This window comes from Deltaproteobacteria bacterium, from assembly GCA_016223005.1.
Lineage (GTDB): Bacteria > Desulfobacterota > GWC2-55-46 > UBA9637 > GWC2-42-11 > JACRPW01.
Window position 1 is genome coordinate 1 of record JACRPW010000044.1, and the last position, 15,364, is coordinate 15,364.

Below are 15,364 nucleotides of genomic sequence, written 5' to 3' on the forward strand. Positions count from 1 at the left end.
AACGCCAAGTTTTTTAATATCAATCGTCCGATGCTTTTGTCCGCAGCATTATAAATGGGATTTTTATTCTCAGCAGTATCAAAAACATCCCGTTCCATCAGTATTCCTACATAGTACTTATTGTTATTTTTTAGCAATACAGAACCTTTATTTTTTTCTTGCCCATCGCTCCAGCCACCAAGCAAAATGGGATTTTCAAAATTCAGCTTTAGCTTATTTTTCTTTGCATCGTCCTGCGGTTTTTTGGTCAGATAGTTTCTAACAGCATCATACCAATCGAACCATTTAGCATCATCAGAATATAAAAGAGCGGTAAGCATATTGGAAAGCTCAGAATTAATGGGGTTGCCTTTCACTTTACTTTCTTTTACCTGAAAATATTTAACAAGCCAAATAAGCGATTTTGCCGTATCAAGCCACGCCTTTATCTTTAATATGTTATCCTCATTTTTGTAGTCGTTTATTTTCAGTATGTCTGCCGATTTACTGCAAAAATCTTTTGCCAGATCTTCCATATCGGCACAAAGCAGGTTGATAAGGTTTTGGCTTGGGGTAAGGGTTTCATCGATCAGCGATTGGTGATCTTCCAGAACAGATTTCTTGAAAAGGATTTCACTCCAACCATTGCCCTTTTCCTGATTTAGTACTTCAAACAAGCCCGACAACTCCACAGCATCATTGATTTTGAATTGCTCTTCGCGTTTTTTATTGTATGATGCAATAGTTTCACATACTTCCTTTAAATTTTTGTCTTTGCTCAACAAGCCATTTTGTATTCGGTCTTTTATATCGTGCCAGTTGGCAAAATACTTATCGGAAACTCTATCTACGGCAGCTTTCGACCAATAAATGTCGTCCCACTCTTCGGTTTGTTTCAGCCAGTCAATGAACCTGTAAATGGTTTGTACATCCTCCTTTGTTTATACAGCGTCTTGAAAGGCAGAAGTTTTCTGAAATCCTTTTCAACCCTTCGTGCCTGATTGTACAGGTTAATAAGTAAGTTATAATGCCCGATAATCCGATTGTATTCCTCTATTCCCGATTGCGACAAACACTCTGAAAATCTGGCAATTTCAAACATCTTCTCCTCAATGGGAGATGCTTCTATCATTTTATTTGTTTCGGCATCCTTTATATGTGTTGTTCTGTTGGCATCTTTCAAATATTGGTAGGCATTCAGGTACTCGTCTTTTCGTGAAAAAGTTACTTTCGCATTATCCTGTGATTTCTTCTTTTTCTTTTGAACTTTCCCCTCCAAAAACTGAATGCAGTTATCACAAAACTTGGGTAAGTTATCGTGTATAATCCGCGTAGCAACAGCAGTCGCTTTTTCTTCTTTTTTATAGTAATTTTCCCTGTTTTGGTTGTAACCGGAGAAATAGGTGAAGAATTTTTCAAATGTTTTTAAGTGCGTTTCTAATTCCTTTCTCTCGTTCTCATCATCTGTTAACTTCCTAATATTGTTTTTGATATACTTCAATATTCCTGCTTCGGTCAAACATTTGACGCCCTCTTTTTTTAAAACTGGTTTTCCCTTATTGTCTTCTCCCGCCTTTTCTTTTAAAGGTTGTGTTCCAACATCGAAGGTTTTAACAACGGCTTCCCGAAGCGATTTTTCTTCTGAAGTAATCGTATTTTCTTTTTCCTTCTTCAGTTTGTATTTCTCAAAATATTTAGAGAAATCGATTTGTTTAGCTTCATCAGAAGTCAAGCTTCTGTTGATTACCTGCTCGTGTATATGGTCCATAACAGGTTTCAGGGCTATGTACGCATCTTTTATTTTCCTGTCGTTTTCAAGGATATTTCCAAGCAATCTTGCCGCATCTTCTGCTGCAAGTGGTTTCCCATCTTTTCCGATAGGTTTCAGTTCAAACCTCAGCGTTTTGGAAATCTGGTATTTATTTGTAAACTTCTCAAAGATTGATTCATTTTCCATAGATTGTGTCCTCCTTATAAATGCGTTCTAATCAAAAATCCTCTCAAGTCGAACGAATAAATAAAAATAAGGGTTCATTCGTAAACCCCGCACCCCGCCCACAGGGCGGGGCCTTTTGGGTGCGGGGTAAAAAAGTTGAAATGTCAGGAAGGGGTGAGTGAAGTAGGTTGGGTTAGTTTTATCAACCCAACCTTTGCAATAAACCATTGGATTTAGCGCTGCTCAACCCAACCTACAACCTACAAACCAAGCCAAAACGGCTGAGCTTCCCGCTTATATCTGCTCATCATGTGCAGATTTTTCCTGCTTTACCCTCTCATGCAGACAAACCTTTATCAACGCCCCGCGATCAACACCGATCGCTTCACGGATTGTGTCAATGTCGTTAACCAGTGATTCCGCAACATCCAGTGTAAGTCGCACCTTTTTCCCATGACGTATAAGCTTTGCCTTAGACATGTCAATAATGTCATGGATATCTTCACTGGAGTCAAAGCGGCGATCAAATTCAGCGCTGCTTTTAGCCGTTTTTTTCGTTTTCATATAGTTCTACCTCCTTTTTGTTTGCCCGTCTGACCGAAATGATACGGATTGCTTCATTGCGGTTGGTGTAAATTGCGATCCATATCTTCTTTTGGAGCTTGCCGATCACGATCCATATCTTCTTTTGGAGCTTGCTGATCACGATCCATCTGTCTTCTACGGGATGTGGCGCATGGATTTCAATGCGGTTTTCATCCAGCCACAACTCTTTTGCCGTATCAAAGTCGATGCCGTGTGTAGATTTGTTTGAACTGCTCTTGTCGGAATCCCATTCAAACTTCATGGTGTTATTATACATATTTTGTCCAGATTTTCAACATTTACTTATTATGAAAATAAGGGTTCATTCGTAAACCCCGCACCCCGCCCACAGGGCGGCCTTTTGGGTGCGGGGTAAAAAAGTTGAAATGTCAGGAAGGGGTGAGTGAAGTAGGTTGGGTTGGTTTTATCAACCCAATCTATTCTGCAATAAACCGTTGGGTTTCGCGCTGCTCAACCCAACATATAAACTAAAATACGAAAGACGAAGAATAAGTTACACCCGCCAGTTATACAGGTCAAAATCCGCATCAGGGACATGCTCTGCTATATACCCCCTCTTTGGCCACCTCTCCAGAGAGATTTCGTCTTTGACTATTGTGATAAAAAATCTGATTTCATCATTCGTTTTAAGACCAAGTGCATTAAACGGCACAGCAATCTCCACAACATCCTTCACTGCTATCTCTTTAATCTCTGCTTTTTTAGTCCACTGCCCATCCCTATACTTTTCAAATATGTATGCCCATTCAATAGAGGGTCCATTTATCTGTGCCTCTACCTTAGAGTTTTCTGTGGAAAAAATGTTTATTGCAAAACCCCATCTTATATCAGAAGGCATAATCCCGCTTATGAAATCAAATCTGAAAAAGAGGCAGTCAAGATTAAAGCCGTAGTTTATGGAACTTAGTATGCTGCTAGTATCTTTTTCCATGTGCATGGCGCTTCCACCCCATCCGATATCTATCTTACCTGAAGAAAGCCACTCAAAATAATCGGTTATCTCACCGTCAATAACAGGCATTATAAAAGATGTCGGTCTCGCAGCAGGTTCACAAACCCTTTCTTCTGAGATAATCGGAATATCAAGATTTGTCGGCGGCTCTTTACCTATGAGCATATAAAGTTTTTTAAGATGCTTCCTGAACAGTTCATCAAATTCAATGTCATTCATTGATGAGTGTTCTTCCCCATACCACCAGAACCAGTCGCTCCCCTCCGCTGTATATATCTCCTCCCATGCCTCTTTAAGTTTTGAGATACTATCTTCACTTAATTCCATACCGCCCTTTTTTAAGTTATTTTCAAACAGAACCAGTTCATTCGCCTATCGTCACACACTTTATCAAATTATTACTGCTTATTTTTGAATACAGGGCATTTAAAAAATCATTCCCATCATTTTTATAATATTCCCATGCATTTTCACCATCCAGAACTATTGTGACAAGATGACCCTCTATCTCGCTGCCAAGGGATTCCCTGATGTATAACAACCTTTCAACAAGGTCATCTGCAGCCTTTCCTGCATCCCATTTTGAATAAACAAACCCGATTAAGTCAGAAAGTATGCGGTCCCTGAAGACCATCGCAATCTCATTACCACCCTTCAGCATCTTATATGGTTTATACAATATATGCGGGTCAAGACATCTGTTGTTATCATCCCTCCTTATATGTTTGCCTAAAGACTGCTCCAGTATCCTCTCATCAGTTGCAATCCAGTTAATACCATGTCTTGCTATTAAAGATACTGCATCTTCACTTACACCCCCTTCTGGAGGCCACATACCAGCAGGCTTCTTGCCAAAGACATTTTCATGGTATCTAATGCCCTTTGCTATCTGCTCCATTGCATCTTCAGGGTGGACGAATCTTGAATTTGGCAAAACCACCCACGGCATTGCATCTCTGGCAGAGTCAGTATCGCATAAAAGCGGCAGTATCGGATGATAGTACGGAGAGGTTGACAGTTCAATAATACCCAAGTCCTGCATTTTCCTGTATTCATGGATTATGATTTTTAAAATATCATACTGCTTTTCTATAAGCCTTGATTTTTCATCTTCTGTAAAATACTGCCCTTTTTTTTCAAGTCCTTTAAGAAAGTCATCGTCATCACGAAGTAAAGGGTCTATCCACGCAAGATTGAAAAGAACCTGCAGGTCCAGAAAGTCCTGCACAGCATAGTAGCGTATGGCTTCAGAGAAATTGCCATTGTATGAATGCAGCCCCCTTTTTTTAAGCAATTCCCAGTATCTTGGAAACGGCATTATCATATTCTCCCAGTTGGCAAAGAAAAACTTATCTAAGAGAAATCTCTTGTCATCCAAAGTCAATATATCCGCAGGTTTTGTTGTAACATCCAGAAATCTATCCTTTGCCCTGCCTTCTGTGTAGTCTATGAGCTGCTCTAAAAGGGACGGCACAATATTGACTGTCTGGTGGATACTGGGATACCTTTCAAGTATATGCACCATATCATAATAATCCTTTGTCCCATGCAGTCTGACCCACGGCAGGGGATACCTGCCATCTACAGGGTCTTTATATAACGGCTGGTGCATATGCCAGAGAAATGCCACATGAATGGGTGAGTTGTCTTTCATGATCTATCAATCTCTCATATTTACAAACTGCAGATTTATCTCCATATCCTTTGCCTTTAACATCTGGATAACTGCCTGAAGGTCATCCCTTTTCTTTCCTGTTACCCTTACCTGTTCATCCTGAATCTGCGGCTGAACCTTTATGTCACCGTCTTTTATAATCTTAACGATTTCCTTTGCCTTTTCAGTTGGTATGCCCTGTCTGATTTTTATCACCTGTCTCTTTAAACCGCCTGATGCATCTTCAATCTTTCCATATTCCAGTGCCTTTAAAGAAACACCCCTTTTCACCATCTTCCCTTGCAGAACATCTATAACTGCCATCAGTTTATAGTCATCGTCACCTATAACTATTATCTCCCCTTTCTTCTCCCACCTTATCTCACTCTTTGAACCTTTAAAATCATACCTCTGGCTGATTTCCTTTACAGCCTGATGAACCGCATTGTCAACCTCCTGTGTGTCTACCTTTGAAACAATATCAAAAGACGGCATATCATCTCCTCCTGATTGTCAGAAAATGCTATTCCGTAAAATAGCGATTAAAAACCTCGCTATTTTGCATTTTCTTCTATGTTGATAAAATCTATCTCACATCTCCTCCAACAACTATCTCTGGTATGCGCAGTGTTGGCTGGGCATCTGAAACAGGCACACCCTGAGCATCCTTACCGCATGTGCCAATACCAAAACCTAAATCACTGCCCACCATATCAATATCTTTCAGAACCTTTGGGCCATTCCCTGCTAATGTGGCGCCTCTCACAGGCTCTGATATTTTACCATTTTCTATGAGATACCCCTCTGTAACCTCAAACACAAAATCACCATTTACCGTATTAACCTGCCCCCCTCCCATCTTTTTTACCAGAAGCCCCTTTTCAAGAGATGCGATTATCTCCTGCGGGCCTGTTTTACCCGGTGCAATCAGGGTATTTGTCATCCTTGGTATCGGTCTATGAAGGTAAGATTCCCGTCTGCCGTTGCCTGTAGACCTTTTCCCATCCTTCATTGCAGTAAGTCTATCATACATATAACCTTTAAGAATACCATTTTCAACAAGCACAGTCTTCTGCCCCTTTGTGCCCTCATCATCAAAAAAGAATGAACCCCGTTTATTTGGGATTGTCGCATCATCTATTACAGTTATAAGAGGGGATGCAACCTGTTCGCCAATCTTATTTGAATAGACTGAAAGGCACTGCTGTGATAAATCAGCCTCCAGTCCATGTCCTATTGCCTCATGAATCATTGTGCCGCCTGCACTGCTTGATAATATTACAGGCATCTTGCCGCCAGTCGCCATTCTTGAATTTAACAAGATAATTGCCCTTCGTGCCGCTGTTTCGGCAATCTGTTCAGGCGGCATATCTTCTAATATCTCTATACCCATGCAGCCGCCAACAGGTTCATAACCTGTTTGAAGGACATCACCCTCCACAGCAACAACATTCACAAAAAAGAGTATGCTTGTTTTATCTTCCTCTGCCCATGCACCTTCACTATTTATAACAGCCATCCTTCTTGCTCCATCACCATATACAACCTTAACCTGTTGGACCCTTTTATCTGTCCGCCTCGCTGCCATGTTTGCCCTGTTTACAATCTCAACCTTCTCTAAAAGGGGGATACTATGAGGAGGTATCTTTATAAAAAACCCTGCTGAAATATTTTTATGAGTGAGTGCAATATCCCTTTCTGTCTCTCCTTTTTTAACTGCCTGATTTACAGTTTCAGCAAGGGTAATCAGCCCTTTCTGTGAAATGTCATTTGTATATCCGTATGCGGTTTTATAATCAAATATAACCCTTATTCCGCAGCCGACATCCCTGCCAGATATAACCTTTTCAATCCTGTCTTCTTCGCAGACAATTGATGTATTTACAGTCTCTTCAAAGTATATATCAGCAAAGTCTCCGCCTTTTTTGAGTGCAGTTTTCAGGATTTCAAACGGGTCAATACCCTTAATCAGTTCCATTCCGATACCTCCAAGTCTATTGTTTTTTTTTAGCATACATTGTAATATATTTCCATGCCAAAACAGATGCCAAAGTTCTATCCAATTATAGATACATCTCAAGTTTTGCTTTCAAGAATAGATGACATTACAAGAACTATTATTCAAGCAGGTGCAAGGCTCATACAATTAAGAGGAAAAGACATTTCCACACGAAAGTTTGTTGACACTGCAAATATAATAAGACCAATTGCAAAAAAAAACAACGCAGCATTTATTATAAACGACAGGGTTGATATTGCTGTGCTTGTTGGTGCAGACGGGGTTCATCTTGGGCAGGGAGATTTGCCGATAGAAGAGGCAAGAAGGCTCTTGGGAGATGAGAAAATCATCGGCATTTCAACGCACAATGAGGACGAGGCTAAAGATGCACAGACGAGAGGCGCTGATTATATTTCATTCGGACCGATATTTACTACCAAGACAAAAAAGGATGCGCAAGAGCCAAAGGGTATTCTTGAACTTAAAAAAATAAGGACAAAAGTAAATAGCCCCATTGCTGCAATCGGCGGCATAACTTTAGAAAACGCACAGGATGTATATAGGGCAGGGGCAGACTCTGCTGCGGTAATTTCAGATATTTTAAAATCAGATGATATAAAAGACAGGGTTAAAAGATTTATTAGTTTATGAGCACGGTATTAACCATAGCAGGTTCTGACCCATCAGGCGGGGCAGGTATCCAGAGAGATTTAAGGGTATTCTCGGATTTTAAGTGCAATGGTCTTTCTGCAATAACCGCCCTCACTGCGCAAAATTCAAAAAAGGTAAATGCAGTTTTTCCTATTCCTGCCCGATTTGTCAAAAGACAGATTGGTGTACTTGTTGAAGAATATAAAATAGACGGCTTGAAGACAGGCATGCTTGCAGCAGAGGGGATAGTTAAGGTTGTTGTTGGATTTTTAAAAAGAAGGCAGCAGAAAAACATTGTTGTTGACCCTGTATTTGTCTCAACAAGCGGTTATCCGCTCCTTGAAAAAAAAGGGGTTGCAAGATTGAAAAGCGAACTAATCCCTCTTGCAGACATTGTTACGCCAAATCTCTTTGAGGCGCATATACTTTCTGGGATAAAAATTAATGGCATTGATGAAATGCATTCTGCGGCAGAGAGGATTAAAAGACTTGGTTGTAAGGCTGTGCTTGTTAAGGGAGGACACCTCCATAAAATTTCAAATTCCAAATCCCAAATTTCAAATGATGTGCTATATGATGGCGAGGAATTTAAATTGTTTAAAACAAGAAGGGTTCAAAAAGACTTGCACGGCACAGGGTGCATTCTGTCAGCAGGCATTGCAGCAGGGCTTGCAAATGGGCTGGATATGCAGTCTGCGATTAAAAAAGCAAAAAGGCATGTTACAAGGATGCTAATTCAAATATAGTAAGTAGTTACCGCTTACTGTTTACTGCTCACCGCTTACCGCTTTTGTGATTTCTATCTGTCTTGAATTCTCGCCTGTATAATAAAATTTTATAAGAATATATTCTGGCGGTAAAAGAGGCAATCCCTTTTCTGCCCACTCAACAACTGTTACTACATCTGTATAAAAAAAATCCTCTATGCCTGCTTCGGTCAGTTCACTAACACTGCCTAGCCTGTAAATGTCAATATGATATAAAGGCATCCTCCCCTTATATTCATTTACTATTGTAAAAGACGGGCTTTTGACAAGTTCATTTACACCAAGCCCTTTGGCAAGCCCTTGAACAAATGTTGTCTTGCCAGAGCCAAGGTCTCCGATAAGGGCAATAACATCACCTGCTTTAAGTTTAGCGCCAATCTTTTTGCCAAGTTTCCTTGTTTCTTCTTGAGAGTTTGTGTTAAAGATTTCTAGTTTCACGATATATCTCAAACCTGAAGGTTTGAGTTACAAACCCTGTGCAAGTCTGTAACTCAAGGCTTTAGCCTTGATATTCATTTAAAACATTTGGCAGGCTCTTCAAAAGGTCTGTTGCGAGCATTCCAATCTTGCCGATTTTTTCTGTAACACAATCACCTGCAAGTCCATGCAGATACACACCAAGTCTTGCTGCATCTATAGATGAATAACCCTGCGCAATAAAACCTGCAATTATCCCTGTTAAAACATCTCCTGTGCCTGCTGTTGCCATACCGGAATTCCCTGTCATATTTATATAGACCCTGCCAGATGGCTCTGCAATTAGAGTCCTTGCACCCTTTAATACAACAATAACATTATTTTTAGTTGCAGCCTTTGATGCAATGTTTATTCTGTCAGACTGGACATCCCTTGCAGATATACCTAGTAACTTTGCCATCTCTCCCGGGTGTGGAGTTAAAACGATTGGTGCATTTGCATCCTTCAATATATCCAAAACTCCCCTTAACACATTTACCCCATCAGCATCAATGACCATAGGTATCTTAATTTTCTGAACAAGTTTTATGACAAGTTCCTTTATATCTGAATTAGTAGTAAGACCCGGACCTATTGCAATCGCCTCTTTATCTAAAGATAGCGCCTTGATTTTGTCAAACGACATACTACCCATTGTCTTTGCCTTTGTTTCAGGAAGGGGCTCTGTCATAACCTCTGTGAGTTTTTTCTCCATAATATTATTAAGGCTTTTGGGTATTCCGAGTGTAACAAGCCCTGTTCCAACCCTCATGGCACCCAAACAAGTCATTGCTGCTGCCCCTGTTTTGCCAACAGAACCTGCCAGAACAAGGAGGTGACCGAAACTCCCTTTGTGAGAGTTTTCAGGTCTTTTCTTTAAAACACCTTTTATAAAATCAGGAGCAATGGTTTCATATTTAATGCCTGCTTCATCAATGAGTTTTTTAGGTATGCCAATATCAACTATTTCCACTTCTCCTGCATGAGCAGCGCCGGGATATATAAATAGACCAAGTTTTGGAAGCGTCATAGTAATAGTTATATCTGCCTTGACACATGCCCCAAGCACATTGCCTGTTGATGCGTCAAGACCTGTTGGCACATCTATAGCAGCAACTGGTTTGCCAATAGAATTTATAAACTCTATGACCTTTCTATGGATACCCGTTATAGCATTTTCAAGACCTGTGCCAAAGATTGCATCAACGAGCAGATGGCTGTGCCTTATCTGAGAGGCATGTTTTTTAATGTCATCTGCTGTTTTGACTGCATAAATCCTGCCGTCCATTTTTTCCCAGATTTCAAGATTTGTCTTTGCATCACCTTTAACTTGAGACTCCTCTCCTATAAGATATACGGTTATCTCTGCGCCGCCGCTCAAGTGTCTTGCAATTACAAAACCATCCCCGCCATTATTGCCCTTGCCTGCAAATATGCTGACCTTCTGCATATTGCCGCCATACCTTCTTAAGATAATTTCAGCAGCCCCTCTCCCTGCATTTTCCATCAGCACAATGCCGGGGATGCCGTACCTTTTAATAGCGGTCTCGTCAAGTAATCTCACTGTTCTTGCATCCGCAACCTTCATGCAAGCAAAAATATCACAGTGCATGTATGTTTGCAATCCCTTTGCAGTTATTTGTTCTGTAATTTGAAAATAAGAGGGGTGCCTCTTGAGATTATCTTGGGCAGTGAGTGATGGTAGCGTAAACCGTGCTATACTCCCTATTCCCTTATCTGACCATCACCATATATTATGAACTTCTGTGTGGTGAGTTCTTCAAGACCCATAGGTCCAAAGGCATGAATCTTGGTCGTTGATATGCCTATCTCTGCGCCAAGACCTAATTGAAATCCATCAGAAAATCTTGTTGAGGCATTGACAAGGACTGTGGATGAATTTACCTCTTTTAAAAACCTCTGGCTGTTCCTGTAATCCTTTGTGATTATGGACTCTGTATGCAAAGAGCCATATTTTCTAATATGCCTTATTGCCTCATCAATATCATCTACAACCTTTATTGCCAGAATTAGGTCAAGATACTCTGCATGCCAGTCTTCTTCTTTAGCCTCTTTTGCATAAGGTATAATCTTTCTTGTCTCTTCGCATCCCCGTATCTCAACACCTGCTTCAGCATATCTCTTTCCCATCTCTGGTAGAAATCTTTCAGCAATATTTTTATGCACAAGGAGTGTCTCCATTGCATTACATACACCGGGTCTTTGCACCTTAGCATTGAAACAAATCCGGTAAGCCATATCCGTATCACTAGACTCGTCCACAAATATATGGCACACACCTTTATAATGCTTGATAACAGGGATTTTGGAATTTTCAACCACAAACCGTATAAGCCCCTCACCGCCCCTTGGTATAATCAGGTCAATATATTCTTCAAGTTTCAGCATTTCAAGAACCGCTTCTCTTTCTACCACAGGCACGACCTGTATGCATGTATCATTGACGCCCTCTTTCCTGCATGCATCCTTAAGAACCTTTGCTATGGCAAGGTTTGAATTTATCGCCTCACTGCCTCCCCTTAAGATTACTGCATTCCCTGACTTGAGACATAATGCTGCTGCATCAGCAGTAACATTAGGCCTTGCCTCATAGATAATACCTATAACGCCCAAGGGAATCCGCATCTTGCCGACAACCAGACCATTCGGTCTTTTCCACATCCGCGTAATCTCACCAACAGGGTCAGGGAGTCCTGCAACCTCCCTTACACCGTCTGACATAGCATTTAAGACCTTGTCAGTGATTGTGAGTCTGTCAATCATTGCCGCAGACAGACCCTTTCCCTTTGCTAATGCCACATCTTTTGTGTTTGCCTCCTTTATGGCATCTGCATTTATAAGGAGTTCATCCGCCATTCTTAAAAGGGCATTATTTTTAATGCCTGTATTGAGATTGGCTAATTCAAAAGAGGCAGAGCGGCTATCTTTTGCTATTTGTAATATTATAGATTCCATAGTCTTACAAAAAGGTTTTCAAGGCTAAAGCCTTGAGTTACTGTAACTCAAAGTCTTTAATCCGCCTGCCTCCTCAAAAATGTAGGCATATCAAGAATATCATCACCTGCTGAATTAAGGCTGCTCATCCTCGTCTGCCTTACGCCTTCCAAATTAAAAGGCTTATAACTTTTTTCTGTTTCAGGTTTTTTAGTTATACTGATTATCGGCGTTTCCAGCTCTGTTTTCATTTTTGGTTTCGTAGGTAGTGTTTTTTTTGAATGCTCTCTTATGCATTCTTCCCTGCCAAAACCTGTTGCAATCACTGTAACCCTTATCTCATCACCCATATTTTCATCTATTACAGCGCCGCAGATAATATTTGCATCCTCGTGTGCCTCCTCATGAATAAGGGAAGATGCCTCTTTAATCTCATGCAAAGCCATATCAGAAGAACCTGTGATATTTATAAGCACACCCATTGCACCATTTATGGATATATTTTCAAGGAGCGGACTGGATATTGCCTTTGTTGCTGCCTCAACAGCCCTGTTCTCGCCGCTGTGAGTGCCTGAGCCCATAAGTGCAAGCCCCATTTCTGCCATGATTGTCTTTACATCTGCAAAATCAACATTCATAAGACCATGGATTGTTATGACATCTGATATCCCTTTTACAGCCTGAAACAGCACCTCATCAGCCTTTTTAAAGGCATCCTGAAGGGATGTGTTCTTATTTGCTATGGAAAAGAGTCTTTCATTCGGGATTGTGATAACTGTATCAACATAATTTTTCAATTCCTTTATACCCTCGTCTGCAAACCTTGCCCTTTGCCTGCCTTCGTGTACAAACGGCTTTGTCACAACTGCAACTGTTAATGCGCCAATCTCTTTTGCAATCTCAGCAATTATAGGTGCGCCGCCTGTGCCTGTGCCTTTACCCATGCCAGCAGTTATAAATATCATGTCAGCGCCGTCAAGAACCTCTCTGATTCTGTCCCTGCTCTCAATCGCGGCATTTTTACCGATTTCAGGCCTTGCACCTGCACCAAGCCCCCTTGTCAACTGGACGCCAAGTTGAATCTTAACAGGGGACTTTGATACTGAAAGTGCCTGTGAGTCTGTGTTTGCAGTTACAAATTCAACACCCTCAAGCCTTTCATTTATCATGGTATTTACTGCATTTCCTCCTGCACCGCCAATACCTATAACCTTTATAATCGCCCTTTTGTGCAAACTATCTTCTAATTGGAACATAGGCACCTCCTTTTTACTCGCTTTGCGAGAATTGTAAAATGGAAATTGTAAATTTTAAAATTCCCAATCTTCAATTTGCAATTTTCAATTATTTAAAAAAACTCCCTCACCCACCCCTTCATCCTTGCAATGAGTTTATTAAATGTATTCCTATCCCCCCTTCCAAATCTGTTTTTTTGCGGCATCAGGTGACTATTTCCATATAGGACAAGCCCGACACCTGTTGAATACATTGGACTCCTTACCACATCCACAAGCCCGCCGATCCCTGTTGGCAATCCCCTCCTTACAGGCATATTAAATACCTGCTCTGCCAGTTCAACTATCCCGTCCATACTTGCAGTTCCGCCTGTAAGCACAATGCCTGATGCTGTCATGTTGTCATAACCTGAACTGCCTATCTCTGCACATACAAGTTGAAAAAGTTCCTCCATCCTTGGTTCTATAATCTCTGATAATATTTGCCTTGATACTGTCCTTGCCTGCCTCCCGCCTACACTCGGAACATCTATCATCTCATCCCTGCCAACCATTGATGTCATTGCACAGCCGTATTTCTTTTTAATCTTCTCTGCCTCACTTATAGGGGTGCGAAGACCTACTGCAATATCCCCGGTAACCTGATTTCCTCCAAGAGATATAACCCCTGTATGTTTGATTGTCCCGCTGTGGTAGATGGCAATATCTGTTGTGCCTCCACCAACATCTATAAGGGCAACACCCAGGTCCTTCTCATCCGGGGCCAAAACCGCCTCGCTGCTTGCGATTTGCTGGAGGATAATATCAGCAACATCAAGTCCTGCCTTGTTTGCACTCTTTATAATATTCTGTGCTGATGTAACAGCAGCAGTGACTATATGGATTTTAACCTCTAACCTCACACCGCTCATGCCAAGGGGGTCAAGGATGCCATCCTGCTCATCCACTATATATTCCTGCGGGAGTATGTGAATTACCTCTCTGTCAGGCGGTATTGCAACTGCCTTGGCTGCGTCTATGACCCTGTCTATATCAGGTTTAGTCACCTCCTTGTCCTTGACTGCTATTACACCATGACTGTTAAACCCTTTTATATGTCCGCCTGCTATCCCTGTATAAACTGTGTTTATGCTGCAGCCTGCCATCAGTTCAGCCTCTTCTACAGCCTTTTTAATGGATTGGACAGTAGATTCAATATTCACAACAACACCCTTTCTAAGTCCTCTGGAAGGATGGCTGCCTATGCATATAATCTCAATGCCTTCTTCCTTTATTTCACCAACAATGGTGCATATTTTTGTTGTTCCTATATCCAGCCCAACAACAAGATTATCTTTTTTCCCCATCTGTCATCACCACCTTTCTTATTCAACTATTAGCCATCTTAACAACAACCCTTTTCCCATAATTCATATCTACTGTCTTTACATACTTAATGGTACCGTTTAGTTCCTTTAACACCCTGTCAAGTCTTTCAAGTTTTTTTTGGAAGTTGTCAAATCCCATTTCAACCCTTACACCGCTGTCCATTGTATATAGTGTTAAGCCGTAGACAGGGTCAACCTTTATCTCTGAAATGTCATCTGTGCCAAATATCTCTCTATCATCCAGCAGTTTTATTAAAAGGACAGCGTCAATTATAAGTGATGATACCTTTTCATTATCTTCCACTCCGTCTTTTGAAATCCCAGCATTTATGACTGGCAAATCAAGGTCATCCTCCAAAGAAGCCCTTTTAAAAACAGAACCGCTCTCATCTATCAGGTAAAGTTCATCCATATTTATAAATGCAGCAGGGACCCTTTCCTTTATCTCCACAACCAACTTGTCAGGCATCCTTCTTTTTATCTTTAATGTATTTATCCATGGATGCTTTCTGATATTTACTGCCATGTCATCTATACTGGCAGCAAGGATATTATCCCCTATACGAATGCCTGCCAGTTCCAGAATCTCATCTCTGGAAATCCTTTTGACGCCCTGTATATCTATCTCTTTTATCCGTAACAGCGGTGAGTTTAAAAGTTCCTCATAAAATCTTTTGCCTGAAAAAGATATTGCTATGACTACTATTACTGCTGCTATGCCCTTAAATATCCTTTTAGACCTTCTGGACATACAGGTCTTTTTGACTCTTTTGAATAATGGTTCTTTCCTCCTAAAGTTTTTTGGTC

At 40.9% G+C, this 15,364-nt stretch carries 16 protein-coding genes; 2 read left to right on the forward strand and 14 right to left on the reverse strand.

All coding sequences use genetic code 11. From position 1 onward, the window contains the following. The 8 genes from HZC45_05120 to HZC45_05155 all read right to left on the reverse strand — a co-directional run. A partial coding sequence (locus HZC45_05120; GenBank protein ID MBI5682530.1) for a hypothetical protein occupies window positions 1-761 on the reverse strand: 761 nt, incomplete at its 3' end. A 113-nt stretch (window positions 762-874) separates the two neighbouring features. Then, entirely contained in the window at window positions 875-1,936 is a 1,062-nt protein-coding gene (locus tag HZC45_05125; protein MBI5682531.1) for a hypothetical protein, read from the reverse strand. A gap of 273 nt (window positions 1,937-2,209) precedes the next feature. After that, a complete protein-coding gene (locus HZC45_05130) occupies window positions 2,210-2,479 on the reverse strand; it encodes a CopG family transcriptional regulator (GenBank protein MBI5682532.1) in 270 nt (89 codons plus the stop codon). Next, the gene (locus tag HZC45_05135; GenBank protein MBI5682533.1) at window positions 2,457-2,762 is read right to left on the reverse strand and encodes a BrnT family toxin; all 306 of its coding nucleotides are present in this window, start codon (window positions 2,760-2,762) and stop codon (window positions 2,457-2,459) included. The genes HZC45_05130 and HZC45_05135 overlap by 23 nt, the downstream gene beginning before the upstream one ends. A 252-nt stretch (window positions 2,763-3,014) precedes the next feature. After that, the gene (locus tag HZC45_05140) at window positions 3,015-3,800 is read right to left on the reverse strand and encodes a hypothetical protein (protein ID MBI5682534.1); all 786 of its coding nucleotides are present in this window, start codon (window positions 3,798-3,800) and stop codon (window positions 3,015-3,017) included. A 37-nt stretch (window positions 3,801-3,837) separates the two neighbouring features. Further along, window positions 3,838-5,127 carry a glycoside hydrolase gene (locus HZC45_05145; GenBank protein ID MBI5682535.1) on the reverse strand — a complete coding sequence of 430 codons (1,290 nt, stop codon included), beginning with the start codon at window positions 5,125-5,127 and terminating at the stop codon, window positions 3,838-3,840. A gap of 6 nt (window positions 5,128-5,133) precedes the next feature. Beyond that, the gene (locus HZC45_05150; GenBank protein ID MBI5682536.1) at window positions 5,134-5,622 is read right to left on the reverse strand and encodes a YajQ family cyclic di-GMP-binding protein; all 489 of its coding nucleotides are present in this window, start codon (window positions 5,620-5,622) and stop codon (window positions 5,134-5,136) included. 91 nt (window positions 5,623-5,713) lie between these two features. Continuing rightward, complete coding sequence (locus tag HZC45_05155; GenBank protein ID MBI5682537.1) at window positions 5,714-7,099, reverse strand: TldD/PmbA family protein; 1,386 nt, start codon at window positions 7,097-7,099, stop codon at window positions 5,714-5,716. 72 nt (window positions 7,100-7,171) lie between these two features. Here HZC45_05155 and thiE point away from each other — a divergent pair, with 72 nt between their 5' ends. Then, window positions 7,172-7,777 carry a thiamine phosphate synthase gene (thiE, locus tag HZC45_05160; protein ID MBI5682538.1) on the forward strand — a complete coding sequence of 202 codons (606 nt, stop codon included), beginning with the start codon at window positions 7,172-7,174 and terminating at the stop codon, window positions 7,775-7,777. After that, window positions 7,774-8,523 (forward strand): bifunctional hydroxymethylpyrimidine kinase/phosphomethylpyrimidine kinase, encoded by a 750-nt coding sequence (thiD, locus tag HZC45_05165; GenBank protein MBI5682539.1) that lies wholly within the window; start codon window positions 7,774-7,776, stop codon window positions 8,521-8,523. Before thiE ends, thiD begins: the two co-directional genes overlap by 4 nt. A 21-nt stretch (window positions 8,524-8,544) precedes the next feature. On the opposite strand, the gene tsaE is transcribed toward thiD, so the two are convergent. The 6 genes from tsaE to HZC45_05195 form a co-directional block, all read right to left on the reverse strand. Further along, a complete protein-coding gene (gene tsaE, locus HZC45_05170; protein ID MBI5682540.1) occupies window positions 8,545-8,982 on the reverse strand; it encodes a tRNA (adenosine(37)-N6)-threonylcarbamoyltransferase complex ATPase subunit type 1 TsaE in 438 nt (145 codons plus the stop codon). 61 nt (window positions 8,983-9,043) lie between these two features. Further along, entirely contained in the window at window positions 9,044-10,564 is a 1,521-nt protein-coding gene (locus HZC45_05175) for an NAD(P)H-hydrate dehydratase (protein ID MBI5682541.1), read from the reverse strand. Between the two features lie 161 nt (window positions 10,565-10,725). Continuing rightward, complete coding sequence (locus tag HZC45_05180; protein MBI5682542.1) at window positions 10,726-11,976, reverse strand: glutamate-5-semialdehyde dehydrogenase; 1,251 nt, start codon at window positions 11,974-11,976, stop codon at window positions 10,726-10,728. A gap of 56 nt (window positions 11,977-12,032) precedes the next feature. Beyond that, the gene (gene ftsZ, locus HZC45_05185) at window positions 12,033-13,211 is read right to left on the reverse strand and encodes a cell division protein FtsZ (GenBank protein MBI5682543.1); all 1,179 of its coding nucleotides are present in this window, start codon (window positions 13,209-13,211) and stop codon (window positions 12,033-12,035) included. 92 nt (window positions 13,212-13,303) lie between these two features. Next, complete coding sequence (gene ftsA / locus HZC45_05190) at window positions 13,304-14,536, reverse strand: cell division protein FtsA (protein ID MBI5682544.1); 1,233 nt, start codon at window positions 14,534-14,536, stop codon at window positions 13,304-13,306. 22 nt (window positions 14,537-14,558) lie between these two features. Then, window positions 14,559-15,308 carry an FtsQ-type POTRA domain-containing protein gene (locus HZC45_05195; protein ID MBI5682545.1) on the reverse strand — a complete coding sequence of 250 codons (750 nt, stop codon included), beginning with the start codon at window positions 15,306-15,308 and terminating at the stop codon, window positions 14,559-14,561. Between the last annotated feature and the right edge of the window lie 56 nt (window positions 15,309-15,364).

What these genes read in the sequence shown, in the direction of transcription:
- HZC45_05125 (MBI5682531.1), bottom strand. Translation starts at nt 1,936, where the DNA reads ATGGAAAATGAATCAATCTTTGAGAAGTTTACAAATAAATACCAGATT.
- HZC45_05130 (MBI5682532.1), bottom strand. Translation starts at nt 2,479, where the DNA reads ATGAAAACGAAAAAAACGGCTAAAAGCAGCGCTGAATTTGATCGCCGC.
- HZC45_05135 (MBI5682533.1), bottom strand. Translation starts at nt 2,762, where the DNA reads ATGAAGTTTGAATGGGATTCCGACAAGAGCAGTTCAAACAAATCTACA.
- HZC45_05140 (MBI5682534.1), bottom strand. Translation starts at nt 3,800, where the DNA reads ATGGAATTAAGTGAAGATAGTATCTCAAAACTTAAAGAGGCATGGGAG.
- HZC45_05145 (MBI5682535.1), bottom strand. Translation starts at nt 5,127, where the DNA reads ATGAAAGACAACTCACCCATTCATGTGGCATTTCTCTGGCATATGCAC.
- HZC45_05150 (MBI5682536.1), bottom strand. Translation starts at nt 5,622, where the DNA reads ATGCCGTCTTTTGATATTGTTTCAAAGGTAGACACACAGGAGGTTGAC.
- thiE (MBI5682538.1), top strand. Translation starts at nt 7,172, where the DNA reads ATGCCAAAGTTCTATCCAATTATAGATACATCTCAAGTTTTGCTTTCA.
- thiD (MBI5682539.1), top strand. Translation starts at nt 7,774, where the DNA reads ATGAGCACGGTATTAACCATAGCAGGTTCTGACCCATCAGGCGGGGCA.
- HZC45_05180 (MBI5682542.1), bottom strand. Translation starts at nt 11,976, where the DNA reads ATGGAATCTATAATATTACAAATAGCAAAAGATAGCCGCTCTGCCTCT.
- ftsZ (MBI5682543.1), bottom strand. Translation starts at nt 13,211, where the DNA reads ATGTTCCAATTAGAAGATAGTTTGCACAAAAGGGCGATTATAAAGGTT.
- ftsA (MBI5682544.1), bottom strand. Translation starts at nt 14,536, where the DNA reads ATGGGGAAAAAAGATAATCTTGTTGTTGGGCTGGATATAGGAACAACA.
- HZC45_05195 (MBI5682545.1), bottom strand. Translation starts at nt 15,308, where the DNA reads ATGTCCAGAAGGTCTAAAAGGATATTTAAGGGCATAGCAGCAGTAATA.